This window comes from Paenibacillus rhizoplanae (genome assembly GCF_042684125.1).
In the GTDB taxonomy this organism is placed as follows: Bacteria; Bacillota; Bacilli; order Paenibacillales; family Paenibacillaceae; genus Paenibacillus_AQ; species Paenibacillus_AQ rhizoplanae.
On the sequence record NZ_JBHUKY010000017.1, the window covers coordinates 106,270 to 126,078 of the forward strand.

Consider the following 19,809-nt stretch of genomic DNA (forward strand, 5'->3'; position numbering starts at 1 on the left):
TTAGATGTATAATGTTCAGTGGCTTGTACAGATACTAGAGAAAATACAAGGAGTGACTTAAAAATGAGCAAGACTGTACCCGTAGGTGTGTCGGCCCGGCATATTCACCTTACGCAGGAGCACGTAGAAGCATTGTTTGGCCCAGGTTATCAATTGACCGAGTTCAAACCCCTGTCCCAACCCGGACAATTCGCAGCGAATGAGCAAGTGGCTGTAATTGGTTCGAAAGGGAAGTTCGACAAAGTGAGAATCCTCGGACCTGCCCGTCCGGCTTCGCAGCTGGAAGTATCCCGCACAGACTCCTTCAGCCTCGGCGTGAAGGCACCTGTCCGTGAATCCGGCAATATTGAAGGAACACCTGGAATTACGATTAAAGGACCTGCCGGTGAAGTTGAGCTGGAGACTGGCGTTATTGTAGCAGCGCGCCACATCCACTTCCACACTTCCGAAGCAGAAGCTTGGGGCATTGCCGATAAGCAGCTCCTGAAGGTACGTCTGGGCGGCGAACGCGGCCTGGTGCTGGAGAACGTGCTTGCACGCGTATCCGACAACTTCAAGCTGGATATGCACATCGATACCGATGAAGCTAACGCTGCCGGTGCCAATAATGGCGATATCGCTGAAATCGTAGATTAGTATCTTAATTATAGTGAAGACAAGAGCAGGGGACCCTTCCTCTGCTTTTTTGCTGTATTTTTTTTTGAAAAGAAAGAAATGAAAGTTTTCATATTCGCTTTTCTGTGTTATCATTATGTGTTATGACTTTGCTGAGCGCTATGTGGAGACGCCGCAAAAGGAATATTCAGTAATGGAATTATGGATTCACCAATATATGTATGCACAATGAAGGAGATAAAATGACATTTAACGATTTGAACCTGATCCCCCCGATTCTTAAGGCGCTTAGCCTGGAAAACTATACATCCCCAACCCCGATCCAGGAAGAGTCTATTCCTGCGGCATTGGCCGGCAGAGACATCCTGGGCTGTGCACAGACGGGTACTGGTAAAACAGCGGCCTTCTCGTTGCCGATTATCCAGCTGCTGAGCCAGCAGCCGGGCAGAACCGGCGGAGGCAAGCGCATCCGTTCCCTGATTCTTACGCCTACCCGTGAGCTGGCGCTGCAAATTCAGGAGAACATTCAGGCCTACAGCAAGTTCACAACGATCCGTTCGACAGCCATTGTCGGTGGAGTATCACAGAAGGCGCAGGAGCGGGCGCTTGCCATCGGTGCCGACATTCTTATTGCTACACCGGGCCGTCTAATCGACCTGATCAGCCAAAAACGTGTGGATCTGCAGCATGTGCAGATTCTAGTGCTGGATGAAGCGGACCGCATGCTGGACATGGGCTTCATTCATGATGTGAAGCGGATTATCGCCAAGATGCCGCTCAAGAAGCAGACCTTGTTCTTCTCGGCGACCATGCCTACAGAGATTTCGCAGCTGGTGAAGACGCTGCTGGTCAATCCGGTGAAAATCGAGATTACTCCGGTATCCTCTACAGTAGACAGAATCGAACAGTCGATCTATCTGCTGGAGAACGGAAATAAGCAGAATCAGCTGAACCGTCTGCTGCAGGACCCGTCGATTGTATCGGCGCTGGTATTCACACGCACCAAACGCGGCGCGGACCGGGTAACCCGGGATTTAACCCGCATTAATATTACAGCACAGGCCATTCACGGCAACAAATCACAGAATGAGCGCCAGAATGCGCTAAGAAACTTCAAGAGCGGTACGACACGGGTGCTGGTAGCCACAGACATCGCCGCGCGCGGAATTGATATTGATGAGCTGTCCCATGTCATCAACTTCAACCTGCCGAATATCCCGGAAACCTATGTTCACCGTATTGGCCGGACCGGCCGTGCGGGGATGAGCGGCATTGCCATCTCGCTGTGCGAAGCGGAGGAAATTCCGTATCTGAAGGATATCCAGAAGCTGATCGGCAAGATGATTCCGGAGATCAAGGACCATGCGTATCCGATGTCTAAGAGCAATCTGGCATTGCTGGCAGACCGTCCCGGCAAAGCGCCGGTCAAACCGTCGCAAAAAGCCAAGACGAATCCGCCCCGCAAGCCGAAGTCGGAATGGTTCGCACAAGGCAAACAGCAGGGCGGCAGCAACACAGGTGGCGCTAAAGGCGTATCTGGAAGCGGCCAGCAAGGCAGTGGAGCGAGAAGTGCATCGGGAAGTCAGGCTAATGCCAACGGGCGTCCAGGCGGCAGCCAGAGCCAGAAATCACCCGGTGGCTCATACGGCCGTTCAAACCCGTCGGGCAGCAGACCTGGCGGCAGCCAGAGCGGTCGTCCGTCCAGCCGTCCAGCGGCTAAAGCGGGCCGTTCGTAATCGACTTTGCAACGTGTAGTGAGTGATGCTAGCCAGTAATACTAAACGCTATCTAACAAAAAACACCCGCCATTCTCAGTGTCTCACTGAAGATGGCGGGTGTTTGTCTGTTACATGGCCTCTTATCTGTTACATCGCTTCTTGTCTGTCACTGGCAGCTTCCTCTGCAAGGTAGGCGCCCAGTTCTTCGCGCAGCGCGGCGCTAATGGAGGTCAATGGCAAGCGGAGCGTATCCGAGGAGAGCTCTCCGAGTGCGCTGAGCAGCCATTTGATCGGGGCCGGGTTGGACTCCTTGAACAGCAGCTTCATCAGCGGCACCAGCTGATCATAGGCAGCCTGCGCAGCCTCAACCTGACCCGCTCTGTATTGCTCGTAGATGCTTAGGAAGCGGTCGGTATGTACGTTGGCCGAGGCCAGCATGCCTCCGGCGGCTCCGTAGCCCAGCATCTCGAAGAAATGCAGATCGTCGCCGCAGAGCACGGGCTTGCTGCCGCTCTTGGACAGCTCGGAGACGAGCAGGGGAGAGCCGGAGCAGTCTTTTAACCCTACGACATTGTTCATCTCCAGGATCGTACGGGCGGTGTCCAGCGTCATGCCGACTCCAGTGCGGCCCGGGATATCATAGGCCATAATGGGCAGACCCACCTCTGCCGCCTTGCGGAAATGGGCGATGATGCCTTCCTGTGACGGACGGCTGTAATAAGGAACAACCACCAGTGCGGCATCTGCACCTGCGTTCGCGGCCAGCTCAGTACGGGTCACGGTAGAGTGAGTATCATTCGTACCTGTACCTATCACGAGCGGGATGGTGCTGGACTTCAAGAGTTCCCGTGAGGTATCCACGAGTGTCTGTAATTCCTGTATATTGACTGTCGGCGATTCTCCAGTGGTTCCATTGACGACCAGACCATGAATATTGTTCTTGATGATGTTGTTCACATAACGCTGATACGATTCCAGATCAAGCTCACCAGCAGCATGGAACGGGGTGACCACGGGAACATAGATTCCATAAATCTGTGCTTCTGTTAACATGAATATCGTCCTCCAAAAATGTAAAATCCGTTTGTTCTACTGTACCATGGATTATTGCATCATTGTTAGCTATAATAAATGATGTGGGTTATCAATAATATTGATGTTAGGGTGAGAGACGATGGACTTAACGTATATGCGGACCTTCCGCGAAGTGGCCAAGCGGCAAAGCTTCACGCGCGCGGCTGAGGAGCTGGGCTATGCACAGTCCAGCGTCACGATGCAGATACAGAAGATTGAGAAGGAATATGGAGTGCCGCTCATTGAACGTCATGGCCGCGCCTTGCGCTTAACTCCGCCGGGGGAAGAGCTGCTTAAGCTGTTCGTGGAGATTCTGGATCTCTATGACCGCTCTAAGGAAACGATCGCCCAGCAGATCGGCGGAACGCTTACTATCGGAACGATTGATTCACTCGCGGCCTTCTACCTGCCGCCGTTCCTGCAGCAGCTGCGGACGATGTTCCCCGGTCTGAATATTCATTTGCAGACCGAGCAGGAGGCCAAGCTAGTCTCCAAGATCAGGGACGGCGAGGTCGATATCGGCCTCCTGCTGGACCGCAGTACGGTGGATAGCGCGCTTACGCGAACGATCATCCGCGAGGAGCCGCTTGTTCTGGTGGCACCAGCCAGCCATCCGCTGGCCCGGCTGGAGCAGGTAACCCTTCAGGATCTGAACAACTGCGAGCTGATTGTCTCCGAGGAGAGCTGCATTTACCGCAGCCTGTTCGAGAACCTGCTCCGGGACCATGGGATCGAGTTCCGGATTGGTTTTGAGCTGTCGAATCTGGAGGCGATTAAGCGGTGTGTGCGCAATGGCCTAGGCATAGCGCTGCTGCCGCGGATTGTGGCTGAGGAGGAGATCGAGCGGGGGAACCTGTCCGAGCTGTCTTTTGCCCACCCGGAGATCCATTTCGATCTGCAGCTACTGCTGCATCCGAAGAAGTGGAAGTCCCTGCCGCTCCAGTCGCTGATTCAGATGCTGCTAGAGGATGCTAAGGCGAAGACTGTTGCGCTGTGAAGGTGACGTAACCGGGCAGCGGCGAGTCACCTCTCGTAGATTCATACCAATAGAAGAGCACTGCCGTATCGCCCTCAAGAAGGGTGCCGCAGTGCTCTTTTTCTAGTTATAAGCAAAAATTAGTTGCTCCACGCTGTACACTAGCGTTCTAGTTGTCGCAACTCCTTCTTCTCAGCTAATATTGACGATTACGCTAATACCGTTCCAGAATCAGCTGGGTCTTGAGGCCATCGGCAGGAAGAAGCCAGCCCTCGGCGTTCAGCAGGCTCATTAGCCCGGTACGTAATCCGGTTACGCTGGTGCTATCGGCGGTTTTGAATGAAATTTCCACGATATTCTGGATGCCGCTTCCCGCCTCGTCACGCACAGGCCATACCTCAAAAGTGATCTCCTGATTGTTCCAGGTGCCTGTATACCGCTCGAAGGTCAACGGGCCATGTGCCCGGGAGGCTGCCAGCTTCTGCTTGCCCCAGTTCGACACAGACCAGTTCTTCAATTTCCCCGGCAGCTTGTCCAGCAGCAGCTTCAGGGCATCTTCCTCAGCAGGGAGTACGGCTCCGGTAGCTTTGGTGCTGACCTTCTTGGTATTGGAGAAGCTAAGGGTCTGCTTGCCATACCCCCAATCCACCTCTGCTTCATAGTTGTCATCGGAGGCGTCGAAGCCCTCCTGATTCGCCAGGGTGAGCGCTGCCTGGATATTTCCGTTCACGACAGGATAACGTTTCTTATAGGTCAATTCATAATCAGATTTGTTCTCTTTTTTGCGCAGCCGCACATCCCACCCCTTGCTGTTCAGCTCAAGCGTGTCGGTATCGAAATACTCGACTCGAATAGCCTGTGGAGTAGAATTCAGATCCAGCGTATCCATGACCTCGTTGCGTGGTGATCCGCTGCCGTTCAAGACTAGATCAGGGTCCGCCAGAAACTTCACTTCATAAGCTGGAACTGCGTTAGCTGCGGCTGAGACGCGCTCCGGCAGTAGGATGCCCTGTCCGGCTAATCCACCGCCTGCTGTCACAATACTCAGCATGAAGGACAGGGTAAGCTTTTTCCATTTTCTCAACATCATCACTCCTATGATCGGGTTTGGGTACATGACCCACTTTACGGGCTGAGTATATGGGAGCGGTTAAAGAGAAAGGGGAATTGCGTTAATCCTGCATAGACTATCTCAATGGGGGCTAACAGTTTTTGGTTTCCAGCAGGCTGCTCCTGAAGCTCTCCATCTGTACCGAAGGATGACGGTCCTTGTTATGCACGGCATAGATATAACGCGGCGCCATTTCCCCTTGAATAGGCAGCACCTGAATTAGGCCTTGCAGTTCCTCCCAATGTACCGCCATCCGGGACATCATGGAGATGTGGCCGCCCAGCTGCACGAGCTGCTTGATGGCCTCCAGCGAATCGACCTCAATCGTATTACGCAGCTGCAGCCCTTGCTCTCCGAACCAGCGCTCGGTCAGGCGGCGTGTGCTGGATTCGCTTCCGTGCAGCGCAAAGGGAGTCTTACTCATCTCCTCCATAGTAAGCTGAGTCTTGCGGGCCAGCGGATGCTTAGGAGAACAGATCAGGACGAGGTCATCTGTAATCAGCGATTCAGCCTGCAGGGCAGGCTCCGTGAAAGGCTCGGAGGAGATCACACCTAAGTCAATTTCATGACGGATCAGCATCTCCCGGATGACCGGGGAGGGCTTCACAGACAGAACCATGCGGATGCCGGGGAACTCCCGGGAGAACGCATGTAATATGGAAGGCAGCAGGTAGGTTGCAGGTACATAGCTGGCTCCAATCAGCAGCGTTCCCCGGTAGAGGGTGTCGAATTCGCCGGCTACCCGGCGGGCCTCGCGGGCAAGCGCATTAATTTTCACGGAATAATGAAGGAGCGCTGCTCCGGCCTCAGTGAGAAAGGTTTTGCCGCTGCGGGCTTCAAACAGCCGGACCCCAAACTCTTCTTCAAGCGACTTCATATGAAAGGTTACGGTCGGCTGCTTGATCCCGAGCACCTCAGCTACGCTGGTCATATGGTGCAGCTGGTCGATCAGTTCAATGATTTGCAGTTTCATCAGATTCATAGTTGTACCTCTTCTAAGCGTTAGTGGGAGATCCCCCACCATAGATTTTATCTATGAACGTTAACAGAATTCATATATAAAGTTAATTACATGTTTACACGAAAAATAAACAACCTGCGAATACAGACGTTAGACTGAGGACAGCTCAAGAAGACAGGCAGGGATCGAAATGAATATTGAGATTAAGGGGATTCATAAAAGCTTTGGCGGAAAACCGGCGCTGCTGCCTGCGGGGCTTGAATTGAAGTACGGTAAGTTCACCACCTTACTGGGGCCTTCCGGCTGCGGCAAAACCACGCTGCTGCGGATGTTAGCGGGCCTTGAGCGCCCGGATGGCGGGGAATTATACGCTGACGGGAAATGTTATTTCTCCGCTGCGCAGCGGATCGATGTTCCGGTACACAAGCGGAATTTCGGGATGGTGTTCCAGGATTTTGCACTCTGGCCGCATATGACTGTGTATGAGAATGTGGCTTTCGGGCTGAAGGCCTCAGGGCAGCGTGCGCAGCTGCGGGGCAAGGTACTGGAGACACTGGAGATGGTCCGGCTGCAGGGGATGGAGAACCGGTATCCGCATCAGCTGTCGGGCGGTCAGCAGCAGAGGGTTGCTTTTGCCAGAGCGGTAGTTGTCCGTCCGGGTGTCGTGCTCTTCGATGAGCCGTTAAGCGCGCTGGATGCCGTACTCCGGGAAGAGATGAGAGTGGAAATGATGTCGCTGGTCCGGGATATGGGTCTAACTGCACTCTACGTGACCCACGATCAGATCGAAGCGATGTCGATGTCCGACGAGATTGTAGTTATGAAAAGCGGGCGGATATTGCAGACAGGAACTCCTGAAGCGGTATACGAGGCCCCGTCAGAGCCGTTCGTCGCTTCGTTCATCGGCAAGTCGAACTGGCTTACGCCAGAGCAGGAGATGGTGCGGCCTGAACATATCGGATGGAGCCGCACGGCGGGCGATGATCTGTGTTATTCCGCTGTTGTACAGAGTATCAGTTATGTCGGAGAGCGTTATGAGATCCGTGCGGAGGTGGAGGGGGCCGGAATATGGACAGCCTATCTGAACAACCGGATTCCTGTAGGAGAAAAAGTTCAGCTCTATGTCTCACCGCGGCGGATATGCCGTATGAATTCAAATGAAGAAGAACCTAAAAGGGGCGAATGATAATCATGAAATGGAACAATCCGCGTAAACAAGGGGCAATGCTGCTGTTATCTGCTGTGATGAGTATGAGTCTGGCGGGCTGCGGTACGGGCAACAGCACGAGTGCGGGTGAAGCTGGAACAACGGCTGCACCGGAGACAACCGGCACTGCTACGTCAGCTCCTCAAGCTACAGAAGCTGCGTTAAGCGGTAAGCTGGTGCTCTATTCCGCCGGCCCGCAGGGCCTGGCAGACGAAATTGTGAATGGCTTCAAGGCCAAGACGGGTCTCACGGTGGAAATGTTCCAGGGAACGACCGGCAAGATTCTGGCCCGGATGGAAGCGGAGAAAGCAAATCCGGTGGCCGATGTGGTGATTCTGGCTTCTCTGCCTTCCGCACAGGCTCTTAAGGCGGATGGTCTGACGCTGCCATACCCGGAAGCGGCCAATAAGGACAAGCTGATTCAGGACTGGTCGGATGCCGAAGGCAATTATTTCAGCTCAAGCGCATCAGCGCTGGGGATTGTCTATAATACGAAGCTGGTAGCGAATCCGCCCAAGAGCTGGGCAGAGCTGGCAGGTGCGGAGTGGAAGGATGCCGTCAACATTCCTGATCCGACACTGTCAGGCTCGGCGCTGGATTTCATCACAGGCTATCTGAGCGTGAACGGCGAGCAGGGCTGGGAGCTGTTCAAGAATTACAAGGCGAACGGTGTTGCCATGGCTGGAGCGAACCAGGAGGCGCTTGATCCGGTGATTACAGGAGCTAAGAGTATTGTAGCAGCAGGAGTAGATTATATGGCCTACAAGGCCAAAGCCAAAGGAGAGCCGCTGGATATTATCTATCCTGAGGAGGGTACGGTGGTAAGTCCGAGACCAGCAGCAATTCTGAAAACAAGTCCGAACGTGGCCAATGCTAAAGCATTCATTGATTATCTGTTATCTGACGAAGCTCAGCAGCTGGTAGCGGATGCGTATCTAATACCGGGCCGCGAGGATATTGAAGCTTCGAACCGGACCAATCTGAAGGACATCCCGCAGCTTAAGGCAGACTGGACCTGGATGAGTGAGCACGGGAATGAGACGGCTTCGAAATTCGCAGAAATTTACAAATAAAGGATTAGGGTTGAGGTGAAAAGCAATGAGTCCAGTCTCCATGGACAGTAACCGGATACTTCGGAGAGCGGGCTTGCTGCTCTCCTTCTTTTTGCTGGCGGTCAGCATTGGCATTCCGCTCCTGCTTATCTTCTGGCAAAGCGTCACCCCGAATCAGCGGCTGGACTGGATGGCCCCGCTCCGTACGATCACCGGACAGAGTCTGTCCGGGGTGCTGCTGAATTCGGTATGGCTTGGAATATGTGTAGTGGCTGGAACGACGCTGCTTGCGATGCCGCTGGCCTGGATGATGGCGAAGACCCGCATGGGGCTGCACCGCTGGATTGATGTTATTCTGCTGATTCCGTTCATGACCCCGCCGTATATCGGCTCCATGGGCTGGATTCTGTTCATGCAAAAAGGCGGCTATCTTCAGCAGTGGCTTCCGGGTGCGGGTGCGTTAAGTGATTCTTTCTTCAGCTTCTGGGGGATGGTCTTCATCATGAGCATGCATTTGTTCCCGTTCCTGTATCTGCTGCTTCGGGATGCGCTTATTCGTATAGGCGGCAATCTGGAAGAGGCGGGAGCGGTGCACGGCGCAAAGGCAGGCTACCGCTTCCGGCGGATCATCATGCCGCTGCTGCTGTCGGCTTATGGGATGGGGGTAATGCTCGTCTTCGTCAAGGCGATTGCAGAGTTCGGAACACCGGCTACCTTCGGCCGCAAGATCGGCTATTATGTCATGACCTCGGAAATTCATAAATACATTTCCAGCTGGCCGATTGACTTCGGCAAGGCTACGTCGCTGGCATCCGTGCTGCTGTCGGTCTGTCTGGTCATCTGGTATATGCAGTCGGCGGTCAGCCGCCGGTTCACTTACCGTCTGGTGGGGGGCAAGGGACAGCGCTCCAAGACGTATTCCCTGCGCGGCGGCGCAGGCTGGCTCGCGGGCTTATATCTGGCTGCCCTGCTGCTATTGTCCATAGGCATCCCCTACTTCTCGATTATCGCCGCCTCGCTGATGAAGCTGCGCGGTGCCGGGCTGTCGCTGGACAATCTGACGCTGGATCATTACAGGGAGCTGCTCTCCTGGGGATCGGTGAGCCTGAAGGCGATTGGGAACAGTCTGGGTCTGTCGCTGGCCGCAGCATCGGTGGCTGTCGTGCTTGGAGCCGGCCTTGCCCTAGCCATCGGCAGGTCCGGGGCCCGGCTGCAGCGGATCATTGATCTGCTGAGTCTTTTGCCTAATACGGTTCCGGGCATTGTAATGGTGGTAGGGCTGATTCTGCTCTGGAATGCGCCTTGGATGCCCTTCACGCTCTACAACACCTACGGCATGGTAGTGCTTACCTATGTGGTGCTGTTTCTTCCTTATACGGTGCAGTATGTGAAGTCCAGCTTCTCGCAAATTAACGGGTTGCTGTTTCAAGCGGCCCAGGTCAGCGGAGCAGGCCCGTTCTATATCTTGCGGCGGATTCTGCTTCCGCTCATTATGCCCGGCATCCTGGCAGGCTGGATGATGACATTCACCATATCTGTACGGGAGCTGGTCGGCTCGCTGCTGATTCTGCCGCCTTCGATGCAGACCTCGGCTACGTATATTTTTGCCCAGTTTGAACAGGGGCAGGTATCGCTTGGCATGGCAATGGCGGTGGTATCGGTTGGTTTGACGGTGCTGCTGCTGCTCGGCATTGAACTGCTGAATTCCAGAAGAAAGTGGACCGGATCATGACGAAGCTGACCATATGGGGCGGAGCTGGCGAACACGGGCGTTCCGCGTACCTCCTGAGTGGAGACGGCTACCGTCTGCTGCTTGATTGCGGGGTGAAAAAAGGCGGAGCCGGACAATATCCTCTCATCGAACTCCGGCAGACGGCCCTGCTGAATACGGTGCTGCTCTCCCATGCCCATGAGGATCATTCGGTAGCGCTGCCGCTGCTGTATGCGCAGGGTTACAAGGGGGAGGTATGGACAACGCGGGAAACGCGGGCGCAGCTGGATGCCTACTTCCGCTCCTGGCGATCTAGCATTAGCCGTGAGGGTCATGAGCTGCCATACACTGAAGCAGATGAACAAGCGATCCGTTACCGGTATCTGGAGGAGGAGGGCAAGTGCCTGTCCTGGTTCGGGCTGATTCCCGGGGTTCAGGTCATGTGGGGACGAAGCGGGCATCTGGCGGGATCTGTATGGTTCCTGATTGCTGCGGAAGGGCGGTCGATCTTCTATTCCGGTGACTATACGGCGGAATCCCTGTTGCTTGCGGCTGATTCACCAACTGAGGCGATACAAGCAGCCGGAGGCATCCCGGATCTGGAGCAGAGGCTGCGGGCATGGTCTTGCAGCCAGCGTCTTGATCTGGCGGTTACCGATGCGGCCTACGGTATGGACGAGGATACCCAGTCCGATAAGCTGAGGCAGCTGGAGCAGGCCATCCGCAGGACTGCGGTACGCGGAGGCAAGGTGTTGCTGCCGGTTCCGGCAGGCGGACGCGGCCATGAGATGATGCTGTGGGCAGCCAAGCTTTTCGCGGATCTGCCAATGGTAGTGGAAGCGAAGCTGATAGAGGGGATGAGGCGGCTGGCAGCCTCGCCGTTCTGGCTTAGGAGTGCTGAGCGAACAGGAGGGTATTCCGCAGCGGATCACATAGCAGACTTTCTTGCCGCCCGCCGCTGGACGATGCCACAGAGCGAGGCGGAGCGGGAGGAGCTGCTGTCAGGCTCCGGCCCTTCCCTGTGGTTCGTACCGGATGGCATGATGCAATCATCCTTGTCCCGCTGGTACTATGCGAGGTGGGCCTCCCATTCAACCTATTCCGTGCTGATCACCGGTCATGTAGCGGCCGGTACCTTCGGATACAAGCTGCTGCATGAACCGGGACAGCATGGAGTATGCGAAGTGCTTAAGCTGCGTTACAAGGTGCATCAGGGCCGGGAAGATGTGCAGCGTATGCTGAAGTCTCTTCCGGTACGGCACGCCGTACTGGTTCATGCCGCGAAGCCGGAGACCGACAAGCTCCGTGATGCCTTGATCCAGGGCGGGCAGCTGACCGGGTGCACGCTGCATTCTATGGCGCCGGGAGAAACGCTGGATTTGGAAGGCCTATGAAATGATGGATGAAAAGAGGCTGTCTCATAAGCGGAAATTTTGCTTATAGAGGTGGCCCCTTTTTTGTTTTTTAGGAAATTATGAATTTCTTCTGATGTGAAGACGGAATGTATATGAAAAACCGAATACAATTTGTTGGGGGGCGGCGCGTGGGCAAATGTAGGCGAAAAAGCGAACACATTGGGCAGGCACGAAGGTAATCGGACCCAATCTATGCGGAAATTCGAATGCAATTCGTGCTGCTGCGATGTGGGATGGGCCTCATGCTCCGCAGCCTGTAACATTGTTAGAGAAATCCTGCAAGAAGTGCAGCAATACTGCCCAATAGAAGTAACTGATGCTGAAATCCTGCATGAAATGCAACAAGGCCAGCTCTAACTTGCTCCAAGCACCGGAATTCCTGCAATTGATGCAACAATGTACAATAGCCAGTAACATTTTTAGAGAAATCCTGCAAAATGTGCAACAATGCTGCTTCATACAAGCGGTTGGTGAGAGAAAACGCTCTGAATTGGTGAGAGATGGGAGGAGCACCGCCAGAAAAGGAAGAAAGATTTTAGAACGTATGCGAAAATCGACTACGAGGTGTGTAAAAGGCAAATGGGCTGGAAGTATATCACCAGAAGGCGATGAGGCACCAGTATACTTCGCCCGTTAGGGGGATTTTGTCCGCTTCCCACTTAAACAGCGGAGCGGGCAGAATGATTGTGGACAAGCGGAGCGTTCGCCTTTGTGTCCGGATTTTCACCGCTAAGGGGGAATGAAAAAATCTGGACACAACAGCGATGGGAACAACGTTCTGTTTGCGGAGCGTCCACACAAGCGCCTATGTTGATCCTGCCTCGTTCATGGCATTTGGCACATCCGCTTTTCAAAGCGCCTTCCTGCCCTTACTCAAGCACAGGAAAACAAAGCTCACAAAGATGCCTGCTGACCATGTCTTCCGTGTATCTCTCCATAACCGACCGCCCGGGATCAAGCTTATGGCCGCTGCTTGACAACGTTGGGAGAATCTCGGCCCATGCTTGCAGGGCAGCTTCAGCCGTATGCCGCATGGTTACCACAGCGTAGGCTCCTCCGGGAAGCTCACCGTAAGGTACTGAGGCCTCGGCTGGAGGAGTGGTCAAATGAAGTACAATCCGAATGCTAACATGGACTAAAATAGAATTCATCTCTTTTTTTGTGGACTTCTTAGGCAGCAAGATATTGACATCAAAAACTAGAATATGTTATATAAAAGGGAGTGTTAGCACTCAAGTGAGTGGAGTGCTAAACGATGCTCCGCAATCCGAAGGTTACTATTGAAAGGAGATTCATTTATTCATGGCTAAAAAAGAGTTTAAAGCTGAATCCAAAAGACTGCTGGAAATGATGATTAACTCCATTTATACGCAGCGCGAGATTTTTCTGCGGGAACTGATCTCAAATGCAAGTGATGCCATTGATAAAATCTATTACAAGGCACTGGCCGATGATAATCTGGTGTTCAATAAAGAGGACTACTACATCAAAGTAACCGCCGACAAGGAGAGCCGCACGTTAACCATTGCCGATACCGGCATCGGGATGACGCAGGAAGAGCTGGAGAACAATCTGGGGATTATCGCAAACAGCGGCTCGTTTGCTTTTAAGAAGGATAATGAAGCCAAGGACGGACATAACATCATCGGTCAATTCGGGGTCGGATTCTATTCCGCATTCATGGTGGCTGACGATGTGACCGTAATCAGTAAGGCGCTGGGCAGCGAGCAGGCGTTCAAATGGGAATCCCAGGGTGCGGACGGCTACACGATTGAGCCTTGTGAGAAGGATACAGTCGGTACCGAAATTACGTTGAAGATCAAAGAGAACACTGAAGACGATAACTACGATGAATTCCTCGAAGAATTCCGTCTGAAATCGGTCATCAAGAAGTATTCGGACTTCATCCGCTTCCCGATCAAGATGGACATTACCGGCAGACAGCCCAAAGAGGGCGCCGAGAATGAATTCATCGATGTCACCGAAGAGCAGACGGTCAACAGCATTGTGCCGATCTGGCGCAAGAACAAAAAAGAGCTGACCGATGAAGACTACAACAACTTCTATGCAGAGAAGCGCTACGGGTTCGACAAGCCGCTGAAGCACATTCACATCAGTGCCGACGGTGCAGTGGTCTACAACGCGATTCTGTTCATTCCGGAGAATACTCCGTTCGACTACTACACCAAGGAATATGAAAAAGGCCTGGAGCTTTACTCCAACGGTGTGCTGATTATGAACAAATGCGCCGACCTGCTGCCGGATTACTTCAGCTTCGTCAAGGGGATGGTCGATTCCGAGGACCTGTCGCTCAATATCTCCCGTGAGATGCTGCAGCATGACCGCCAGCTCACGATGATTGCGAAGAACATCAAGAGCAAGATCAAGAGCCAGCTCCTGAGCCTGCTGAAGGATGAGCGCGAGCAGTATGAGACGTTCTATAAGTCTTTTGGCAGACAGCTGAAGTTCGGGGTCTATAACGACTATGGTATGGAAAAAGAAACGCTGCAGGATCTCCTCATGTTCCACTCCTCCAAGGAGAAGAAGCTGGTGACGCTGGCTGAATATGTAGAGAGAATGCCGGAAGACCAGAAGTATATCTACTACGCTTCGGGTGAATCAGTAGAGCGCATTGAGAAGCTGCCGCAGACCGAAATGGTGCTGGACAAGGGCTACGAGATTCTCTACTTCACCGATGACATCGATGAATTCGCAATCAAGATGATCATGGCGTACAAGGAGAAGGAGTTCAGAAATGTCTCCAGCGGCGACTTAGGCATTGAAGAGAGTGCCGAGGATAAGCCATCCGAAGAGGAAGAGAATGAGAACAAGGGATTGTTCGAAGCCATGCAGGGCATTCTGTCCGGCAAAGTGAAGGCGGTCAAGGCCTCCAAGCGGCTGAAATCCCATCCGGTCTGCCTGTCCACTGAAGGCGAGCTGACGATCGAGATGGAGAAAATCCTCAAGGCCATGCCTAACGGCGGCCAGGATGTGCAAGCGGACAAGGTGCTGGAAATCAACATTCACCATGATGTCTTCAAATCGCTGAAGGCTGCGGCCGAAGGCGACAAGGAGAAGCTGGGCCTGTACACTAACCTCTTGTACAACCAGGCACTCCTGATCGAAGGCTTGCAGGTTAATGATCCGGTACAGTTCACGAACGATATTTGCAAAATCATGGTCTAACACCGGCGCCGCCGGGCTGTTGACCCTTACTTTTAAAAGACCCCGCGACTGGCTTCGGCCGGCGCGGGGTCTTTTTGGAAAGAATTTATATGTTTTGTGGGGCCTGAGCATGTTCAGATGGACTTGAAGGTCTCGATGAACTTGGTCGCCATAGAGGACAAATACTTATCCTTCATCCATACGGCTGCCACACGGGTGCGCAGGTTCTCGCAAAGGATTTCTTTGTAGATCAGGTTGCTGTGATTGGCCAGCTCGAACGCCGACTTGGGCACGATGCCGATCCCGAGTCCCGCATTGGCCCAGAGTAGCGTTGTCCTGGCATCATCGTTCATACAGAAGATCTGTGGCCCAAAGCCGTGCTCCAGGCAGGTCTCGCGGATGAGCTGCTCGAAGCGGCGGTAGATAATCAGCGGTTTGTCCTGCAGCTCGCCCAGTTGGGCAGCACTCTGGCTCCTGGCCCAGTCATAATCAGCAGTCATTACCGCAATCATCGGCTCCGAATGAAAATACAGGCATTCCAGATTGCTGGTGTTGAACGGGGTGCGGACAATGCCAACTTCAACAATGCCTTTGTTCAGCAGGTCGATAATCATGAACGTATTGCCTTCGTGAATTTCAAAGGTTACGCCCGAATAGCTTTTATGGAAAGCTGTGAGCGGCTCATGCAGCAATGTAGCGCCTGAAGAGGAGACCGTTCCAATGGTAAGGCTGCCCTTCAGCCCTTTGGCATAATCGCTGATCTCCCGGGCGGTGGAGTCCGTTAACTCCAGGATCTGCTGGGCCCGGTTACGCAGAATCATTCCGGCATCCGTCAGCTGGATACTGCGCGGTCCGCGCTCCACCAGCTTGACTCCAAGCTCCTCTTCAAGCAGCTTGAGCTGCTGGCTGAGCGGCGGTTGGGCCATTTGCAGCTTTCGGGCTGCGGATGTAATTTGTCCTTCCTCGGCAATGGCCAGGAAATATTTTAATTGGCGGATATCCATAGTACAGCCTCCATTTGTAAGGGATATGACATACGTTATACATATGGGATAGATACGAAACCAATATTATGAATATGTAAGCAGGTATGACATAATCATAACGGGTCTTTTGTTTTTTTCAAGAGGGATTACATACTACGCTAAGTTAGGTGAGGATGAATGTGCACAAAATTGCAGTTTTCTTAAAACCGTACAAAAAAGAAGTGACGATCGGGCCGATTTTCAAGCTGCTGGAGGCGATTCTCGAGCTGCTGCTGCCGACCATTGTAGCCCTGATCATCAACAACGGAATTGCCAAGCAGGATAGCAGCTACGTCTACCGGATGGGGTCACTGATGGTGCTGATGGCTATTCTGGGCTTCGGCTGCTCCTTAGTATGTCAATATTATGCGGCGCGGGCTTCTCAGGGGTTCGGGACCTCGCTGCGCAATAAAATGTTCAAGCATATCTCTTCGTTGTCGTATGCGGAGCTGGATGTTATCGGAACACCTTCGCTGATCAACCGGATCACTAACGACGTTAACCAGCTGCAGGTGGCAGTAGCCATGCTGATCCGGCTCGTAATCCGTGCGCCGTTCATCTGTATCGGTGCCATTATTATGGCGATGTTCCTGGATTTCCGCCTGTCGCTGATCCTGATTGCCGCCACTCCGGTATTTGGAGTCATTCTGTACTTCATCATTACGCGCAGCTCGCCGATGTACCGCAAATATCAGGCGAAGCTGGACCGGCTGGCGCTTGTGCTCAGCGAGAATCTCTCGGGAATCCGGGTGATCCGGGCCTTCGCCGAAAGCCGCCGCGAGAAGCAGCGCTTCAATGAAGCCTCTGAGGATCTGACGCAGACGGCCATCCGTGTCGGACGGATCTCCGCTTGGCTGGGACCGATGACGACACTGGTAGTGAACGCGGCGATTATTGCCATTCTATGGGTGGGCGGCATTCATATTGAAGCCGGGAGTCTGTCGCAGGGTGAGATTATTGCATTCATTAACTATGTAACCCAGATCCTGCTGGCCCTGATCGTAGTCTCTAATCTGGTCATTCTGTTCACCAAAGCCTCGTCGTCTGCGAACCGTATCAATGAGGTGCTGGCTATGACGGCATCAGTTGCTGAAGTGCCTGCCCATGCACCTGCTGCGAAGCGGGATGATACGGCTCCGGTTATTTCCTTCCGCAATGTCTCTTTCGGCTATAACACCACCGGTGAGCAGGCCCTGGAAAATATCTCTGTAGATATCCTCAAGGGGCAGACGGTTGGATTAATTGGCAGTACCGGTTCTGGAAAGACCACCTTCGTAAATCTGATTCCCCGCTTTTATGACGCTGTGGAAGGGGAAGTTAGGATTGAGGGTGTGGATGTACGGGACTACCGGCTGGAGCAGCTGCGCAGCAGAATCGGCATTGTGCCGCAGAAGGCAGTGCTGTTCACCGGCACGATTGCTGAGAATATCCGCTGGGGGAAGGCTTCTGCTACCCGGGACGAGATCATGGCCGCAGCGGAGGTTGCCCAGGCTGAGGAGTTCATCACCCGGCTGCCGGAAGGGCTGGATACACTGGTGGTACGCGGCGGGCACAATCTGTCCGGCGGACAAAAGCAGCGGTTGACCATTGCCCGCGCCGTAGTTGGACGCCCACCGATCCTCATCCTGGACGATTCCTCCAGTGCGCTGGACTTCGCCACGGATGCGGCACTGCGCCGCGCGCTAAGCAAGAACAGTACAGATATGACCGTGCTGCTTGTATCCCAGCGGGTAAGCACAGTAAGGCAGGCTGATCAGATCATCGTCTTCGATGAAGGCCGGATCGCCGGAATCGGTACGCATGAGGAACTGCTGGAGAGCTGCGCAGTCTATCAGGAAATCTGCATGTCACAGCTCTCAAGCGAGGAGGCTTTACAATGACCAGTACAATGACCTGGAAACGTCTGTTTCAATATACCCGTGAGTACCGGGAAATAACGTATGCCGCTATCTTCTGCGCCATCCTGAGCGTGGTTGCCAGCCTGATCGGGCCGCTCCTGATTGGCCGCGCCATCGACCATATGATCGGACCGGATCGGGTGGAGTTCCCGGAAATTCTGCGCCTGCTGCTGATTCTGGGCAGTGTGTATCTGGTCGGCAGCTTCTTCGGCTGGCTGCTCACTTATTATACGAATAAGCTGGCGTTCCGCACGGTCTATGACCTGCGCCGCGAGCTGTTTGACAAGCTGGACGCCCTGCCGTTGAAGTTCCATGATAACCATCCCCAGGGTGACAGCATCAGCCGGTTCGTGAACGACATGGATGCCGTCTCTGACGGGCTGCTACAGGGCTTCTCCACGCTGCTGACCGGGATTGTCACCATTGCCGGGGCCATCGGACTGATGCTCTATATCAGCCCTGTAATGACGCTGGTAGTGCTGCTGTCTGCTCCGGCGACCTTCTTCGTCGCCCGCTTCATTACCATGCGCTCCCAGCAGCTGTTCCGTGAGCAGGCCAAGATTCTCGGGGGGCTGAACGGCTATGTCGAGGAAATTGTCGGCGGGCAAAAGGTGGTGCAGGCTTATCATTACGAGGACCGCTCCTTTGCAGGTTTTGCGGAGCGGAATAATGAGCTCTACCAGACAGGGACGAAATCGCAGTTCTATGGCTCGCTCTCGAACCCGACCACGCGGCTGGTCAATAATATCACCTTCTCGCTGATTGCGATGATCGGGAGTGTGCTGGTCATCGGAGGACATTTCTCCGTGGGGGATCTGTCCAGCTTCCTGATCTATTCCAGTCTGTTCGCGAAGCCGTTCAATGAGATTACTGGTGTTATTACACAGCTGCAGTCCGCAACAGCTTCGGCGCAGCGGATCTTCACCATTCTGGATCTCCCGCAGGAGGCCCCGGATCAGCAGGATGCCTATGTGATGGAGAACAGCCGGGGAACGATCACCTTCGACAAGGTAAGCTTCGCCTATACACCGGAGCGTCCGCTGATCAAGGACTTCAGCCTGGAGGTGAAGCCGGGCACACGCGTGGCGATCGTCGGACAGACCGGGGCGGGCAAGACCACGCTGGTCAATCTTCTGATGCGCTTCTATGAGGTAGACAGCGGAACGATTCAAATTGACGGAATAGATATTACTTCCATCACCCGTGACAGTCTGCGGCGCAATTTCGGCATGGTGCTTCAGGAGACCTGGCTGTATGGGGCTTCCATCCGCGACAATATTGCTTACGGCAAGCCGGAGGCCTCCGAAGCGGAGGTGATTGCAGCAGCCAAGGCCGCAAATGCACACAGCTTCATCAAGCGCCTGCCTGAAGGCTATGACACCAGAATCAGCACCTCGGGAGATAATCTCTCCCAGGGCCAGAAGCAGCTGCTCACCATTGCCCGCGTCATGCTGGTTGATCCGCCGATGCTCATTTTGGATGAAGCGACCAGCAGCATTGATACCCTGACGGAGGTGCGGATACAGAAGGCCTTCCTGGCAATGATCACCGGCCGGACCAGCTTCGTCATTGCCCACCGTCTGTCCACGATCCGTGAGGCGGACCTCATCCTGTTCATGAAGGATGGAGATATTGTGGAGAGCGGAACGCATGACGGGCTGCTGGAGAGCGGAGGCTACTACGCCCGGCTGTATAATAGCCAGTTTGCGGCGGTATAAGCAGGGGGAATGCAGAATAACAGCTGCGGTCAGGACTTCTTGGGAAGTCTGCCGCAGCTGTTTTTTTTCTACGGTTGACTAATTTGCTAACATAATTTGTTTTCAATCTGTTTAAGGTAGGCCAATGGGTCTCGACGAAAACGTCTGCGTTTCGTAGTTTCGT

At 53.8% G+C, this 19,809-nt stretch carries 15 protein-coding genes; 10 read left to right on the forward strand and 5 right to left on the reverse strand.

The features are described 5' to 3' along the window. Positions 1-63 precede the first annotated feature (63 nt). Both pduL and ACFSX3_RS07190 read left to right on the forward strand, forming a co-directional pair. Positions 64-636, forward strand: a complete 573-nt coding sequence (pduL, locus tag ACFSX3_RS07185; protein WP_209992777.1) for a phosphate propanoyltransferase — start codon at positions 64-66, stop codon at positions 634-636. A gap of 221 nt (positions 637-857) precedes the next feature. After that, positions 858-2,351: a DEAD/DEAH box helicase gene (locus ACFSX3_RS07190; protein WP_209992778.1), complete on the forward strand. Its 1,494-nt coding sequence runs from the start codon at positions 858-860 to the stop codon at positions 2,349-2,351. Positions 2,352-2,480: 129 nt separating this feature from the next. Here ACFSX3_RS07190 and dapA read toward each other — a convergent pair whose 3' ends face one another. Then, complete coding sequence (gene dapA / locus ACFSX3_RS07195; protein WP_209992779.1) at positions 2,481-3,386, reverse strand: 4-hydroxy-tetrahydrodipicolinate synthase; 906 nt, start codon at positions 3,384-3,386, stop codon at positions 2,481-2,483. A 121-nt stretch (positions 3,387-3,507) separates the two neighbouring features. On the opposite strand from dapA, the gene ACFSX3_RS07200 reads away from it, so the two are divergent. Continuing rightward, positions 3,508-4,404 carry a LysR family transcriptional regulator gene (locus ACFSX3_RS07200; RefSeq protein WP_209992780.1) on the forward strand — a complete coding sequence of 299 codons (897 nt, stop codon included), beginning with the start codon at positions 3,508-3,510 and terminating at the stop codon, positions 4,402-4,404. Positions 4,405-4,597: 193 nt separating this feature from the next. On the opposite strand, the gene ACFSX3_RS07205 is transcribed toward ACFSX3_RS07200, so the two are convergent. Together ACFSX3_RS07205 and ACFSX3_RS07210 are read right to left on the reverse strand one after the other, a co-directional pair. Further along, a complete protein-coding gene (locus ACFSX3_RS07205; RefSeq protein ID WP_379312766.1) occupies positions 4,598-5,470 on the reverse strand; it encodes a hypothetical protein in 873 nt (290 codons plus the stop codon). Between the two features lie 115 nt (positions 5,471-5,585). Then, on the reverse strand, positions 5,586-6,476 hold the full coding sequence (locus ACFSX3_RS07210) for a LysR family transcriptional regulator (protein WP_209992782.1): 891 nt from the start codon (positions 6,474-6,476) through the stop codon (positions 5,586-5,588). 169 nt (positions 6,477-6,645) lie between these two features. Here ACFSX3_RS07210 and ACFSX3_RS07215 point away from each other — a divergent pair, with 169 nt between their 5' ends. From ACFSX3_RS07215 to ACFSX3_RS07230, 4 genes are read left to right on the forward strand one after another with little or no spacing between them, the layout of a single operon-like run. Further along, entirely contained in the window at positions 6,646-7,641 is a 996-nt protein-coding gene (locus ACFSX3_RS07215) for an ABC transporter ATP-binding protein (protein WP_209992783.1), read from the forward strand. Positions 7,642-7,646: 5 nt separating this feature from the next. After that, positions 7,647-8,735, forward strand: a complete 1,089-nt coding sequence (locus ACFSX3_RS07220) for an ABC transporter substrate-binding protein (protein ID WP_379256419.1) — start codon at positions 7,647-7,649, stop codon at positions 8,733-8,735. Between the two features lie 25 nt (positions 8,736-8,760). After that, entirely contained in the window at positions 8,761-10,446 is a 1,686-nt protein-coding gene (locus tag ACFSX3_RS07225) for an ABC transporter permease (protein WP_209992785.1), read from the forward strand. Then, positions 10,443-11,819, forward strand: a complete 1,377-nt coding sequence (locus ACFSX3_RS07230; RefSeq protein ID WP_209992786.1) for an MBL fold metallo-hydrolase — start codon at positions 10,443-10,445, stop codon at positions 11,817-11,819. The genes ACFSX3_RS07225 and ACFSX3_RS07230 overlap by 4 nt, the downstream gene beginning before the upstream one ends. An 890-nt stretch (positions 11,820-12,709) precedes the next feature. On the opposite strand, the gene ACFSX3_RS07235 is transcribed toward ACFSX3_RS07230, so the two are convergent. Further along, positions 12,710-12,991: a GyrI-like domain-containing protein gene (locus tag ACFSX3_RS07235; RefSeq protein ID WP_209992787.1), complete on the reverse strand. Its 282-nt coding sequence runs from the start codon at positions 12,989-12,991 to the stop codon at positions 12,710-12,712. A gap of 151 nt (positions 12,992-13,142) precedes the next feature. Here ACFSX3_RS07235 and htpG point away from each other — a divergent pair, with 151 nt between their 5' ends. After that, positions 13,143-15,026 carry a molecular chaperone HtpG gene (gene htpG / locus ACFSX3_RS07240; RefSeq protein ID WP_209992788.1) on the forward strand — a complete coding sequence of 628 codons (1,884 nt, stop codon included), beginning with the start codon at positions 13,143-13,145 and terminating at the stop codon, positions 15,024-15,026. A gap of 113 nt (positions 15,027-15,139) precedes the next feature. Here htpG and ACFSX3_RS07245 read toward each other — a convergent pair whose 3' ends face one another. After that, on the reverse strand, positions 15,140-16,009 hold the full coding sequence (locus ACFSX3_RS07245; protein WP_209992789.1) for a LysR family transcriptional regulator: 870 nt from the start codon (positions 16,007-16,009) through the stop codon (positions 15,140-15,142). A 161-nt stretch (positions 16,010-16,170) separates the two neighbouring features. Between ACFSX3_RS07245 and ACFSX3_RS07250 the strand changes: the two genes are divergently transcribed. Both ACFSX3_RS07250 and ACFSX3_RS07255 read left to right on the forward strand, forming a co-directional pair. Next, positions 16,171-17,910 carry an ABC transporter ATP-binding protein gene (locus ACFSX3_RS07250; RefSeq protein WP_209992790.1) on the forward strand — a complete coding sequence of 580 codons (1,740 nt, stop codon included), beginning with the start codon at positions 16,171-16,173 and terminating at the stop codon, positions 17,908-17,910. Next, complete coding sequence (locus ACFSX3_RS07255; protein WP_209992791.1) at positions 17,907-19,646, forward strand: ABC transporter ATP-binding protein; 1,740 nt, start codon at positions 17,907-17,909, stop codon at positions 19,644-19,646. Before ACFSX3_RS07250 ends, ACFSX3_RS07255 begins: the two co-directional genes overlap by 4 nt. Positions 19,647-19,809: the final 163 nt, after the last annotated feature.

What these genes read in the sequence shown, in the direction of transcription:
- pduL (WP_209992777.1), top strand. Translation starts at nt 64, where the DNA reads ATGAGCAAGACTGTACCCGTAGGTGTGTCGGCCCGGCATATTCACCTT.
- ACFSX3_RS07190 (WP_209992778.1), top strand. Translation starts at nt 858, where the DNA reads ATGACATTTAACGATTTGAACCTGATCCCCCCGATTCTTAAGGCGCTT.
- dapA (WP_209992779.1), bottom strand. Translation starts at nt 3,386, where the DNA reads ATGTTAACAGAAGCACAGATTTATGGAATCTATGTTCCCGTGGTCACC.
- ACFSX3_RS07200 (WP_209992780.1), top strand. Translation starts at nt 3,508, where the DNA reads ATGGACTTAACGTATATGCGGACCTTCCGCGAAGTGGCCAAGCGGCAA.
- ACFSX3_RS07205 (WP_379312766.1), bottom strand. Translation starts at nt 5,470, where the DNA reads ATGTTGAGAAAATGGAAAAAGCTTACCCTGTCCTTCATGCTGAGTATT.
- ACFSX3_RS07210 (WP_209992782.1), bottom strand. Translation starts at nt 6,476, where the DNA reads ATGAATCTGATGAAACTGCAAATCATTGAACTGATCGACCAGCTGCAC.
- ACFSX3_RS07215 (WP_209992783.1), top strand. Translation starts at nt 6,646, where the DNA reads ATGAATATTGAGATTAAGGGGATTCATAAAAGCTTTGGCGGAAAACCG.
- ACFSX3_RS07220 (WP_379256419.1), top strand. Translation starts at nt 7,647, where the DNA reads ATGAAATGGAACAATCCGCGTAAACAAGGGGCAATGCTGCTGTTATCT.
- ACFSX3_RS07225 (WP_209992785.1), top strand. Translation starts at nt 8,761, where the DNA reads ATGAGTCCAGTCTCCATGGACAGTAACCGGATACTTCGGAGAGCGGGC.
- ACFSX3_RS07230 (WP_209992786.1), top strand. Translation starts at nt 10,443, where the DNA reads ATGACGAAGCTGACCATATGGGGCGGAGCTGGCGAACACGGGCGTTCC.
- ACFSX3_RS07235 (WP_209992787.1), bottom strand. Translation starts at nt 12,991, where the DNA reads ATGAATTCTATTTTAGTCCATGTTAGCATTCGGATTGTACTTCATTTG.
- htpG (WP_209992788.1), top strand. Translation starts at nt 13,143, where the DNA reads ATGGCTAAAAAAGAGTTTAAAGCTGAATCCAAAAGACTGCTGGAAATG.
- ACFSX3_RS07245 (WP_209992789.1), bottom strand. Translation starts at nt 16,009, where the DNA reads ATGGATATCCGCCAATTAAAATATTTCCTGGCCATTGCCGAGGAAGGA.
- ACFSX3_RS07255 (WP_209992791.1), top strand. Translation starts at nt 17,907, where the DNA reads ATGACCAGTACAATGACCTGGAAACGTCTGTTTCAATATACCCGTGAG.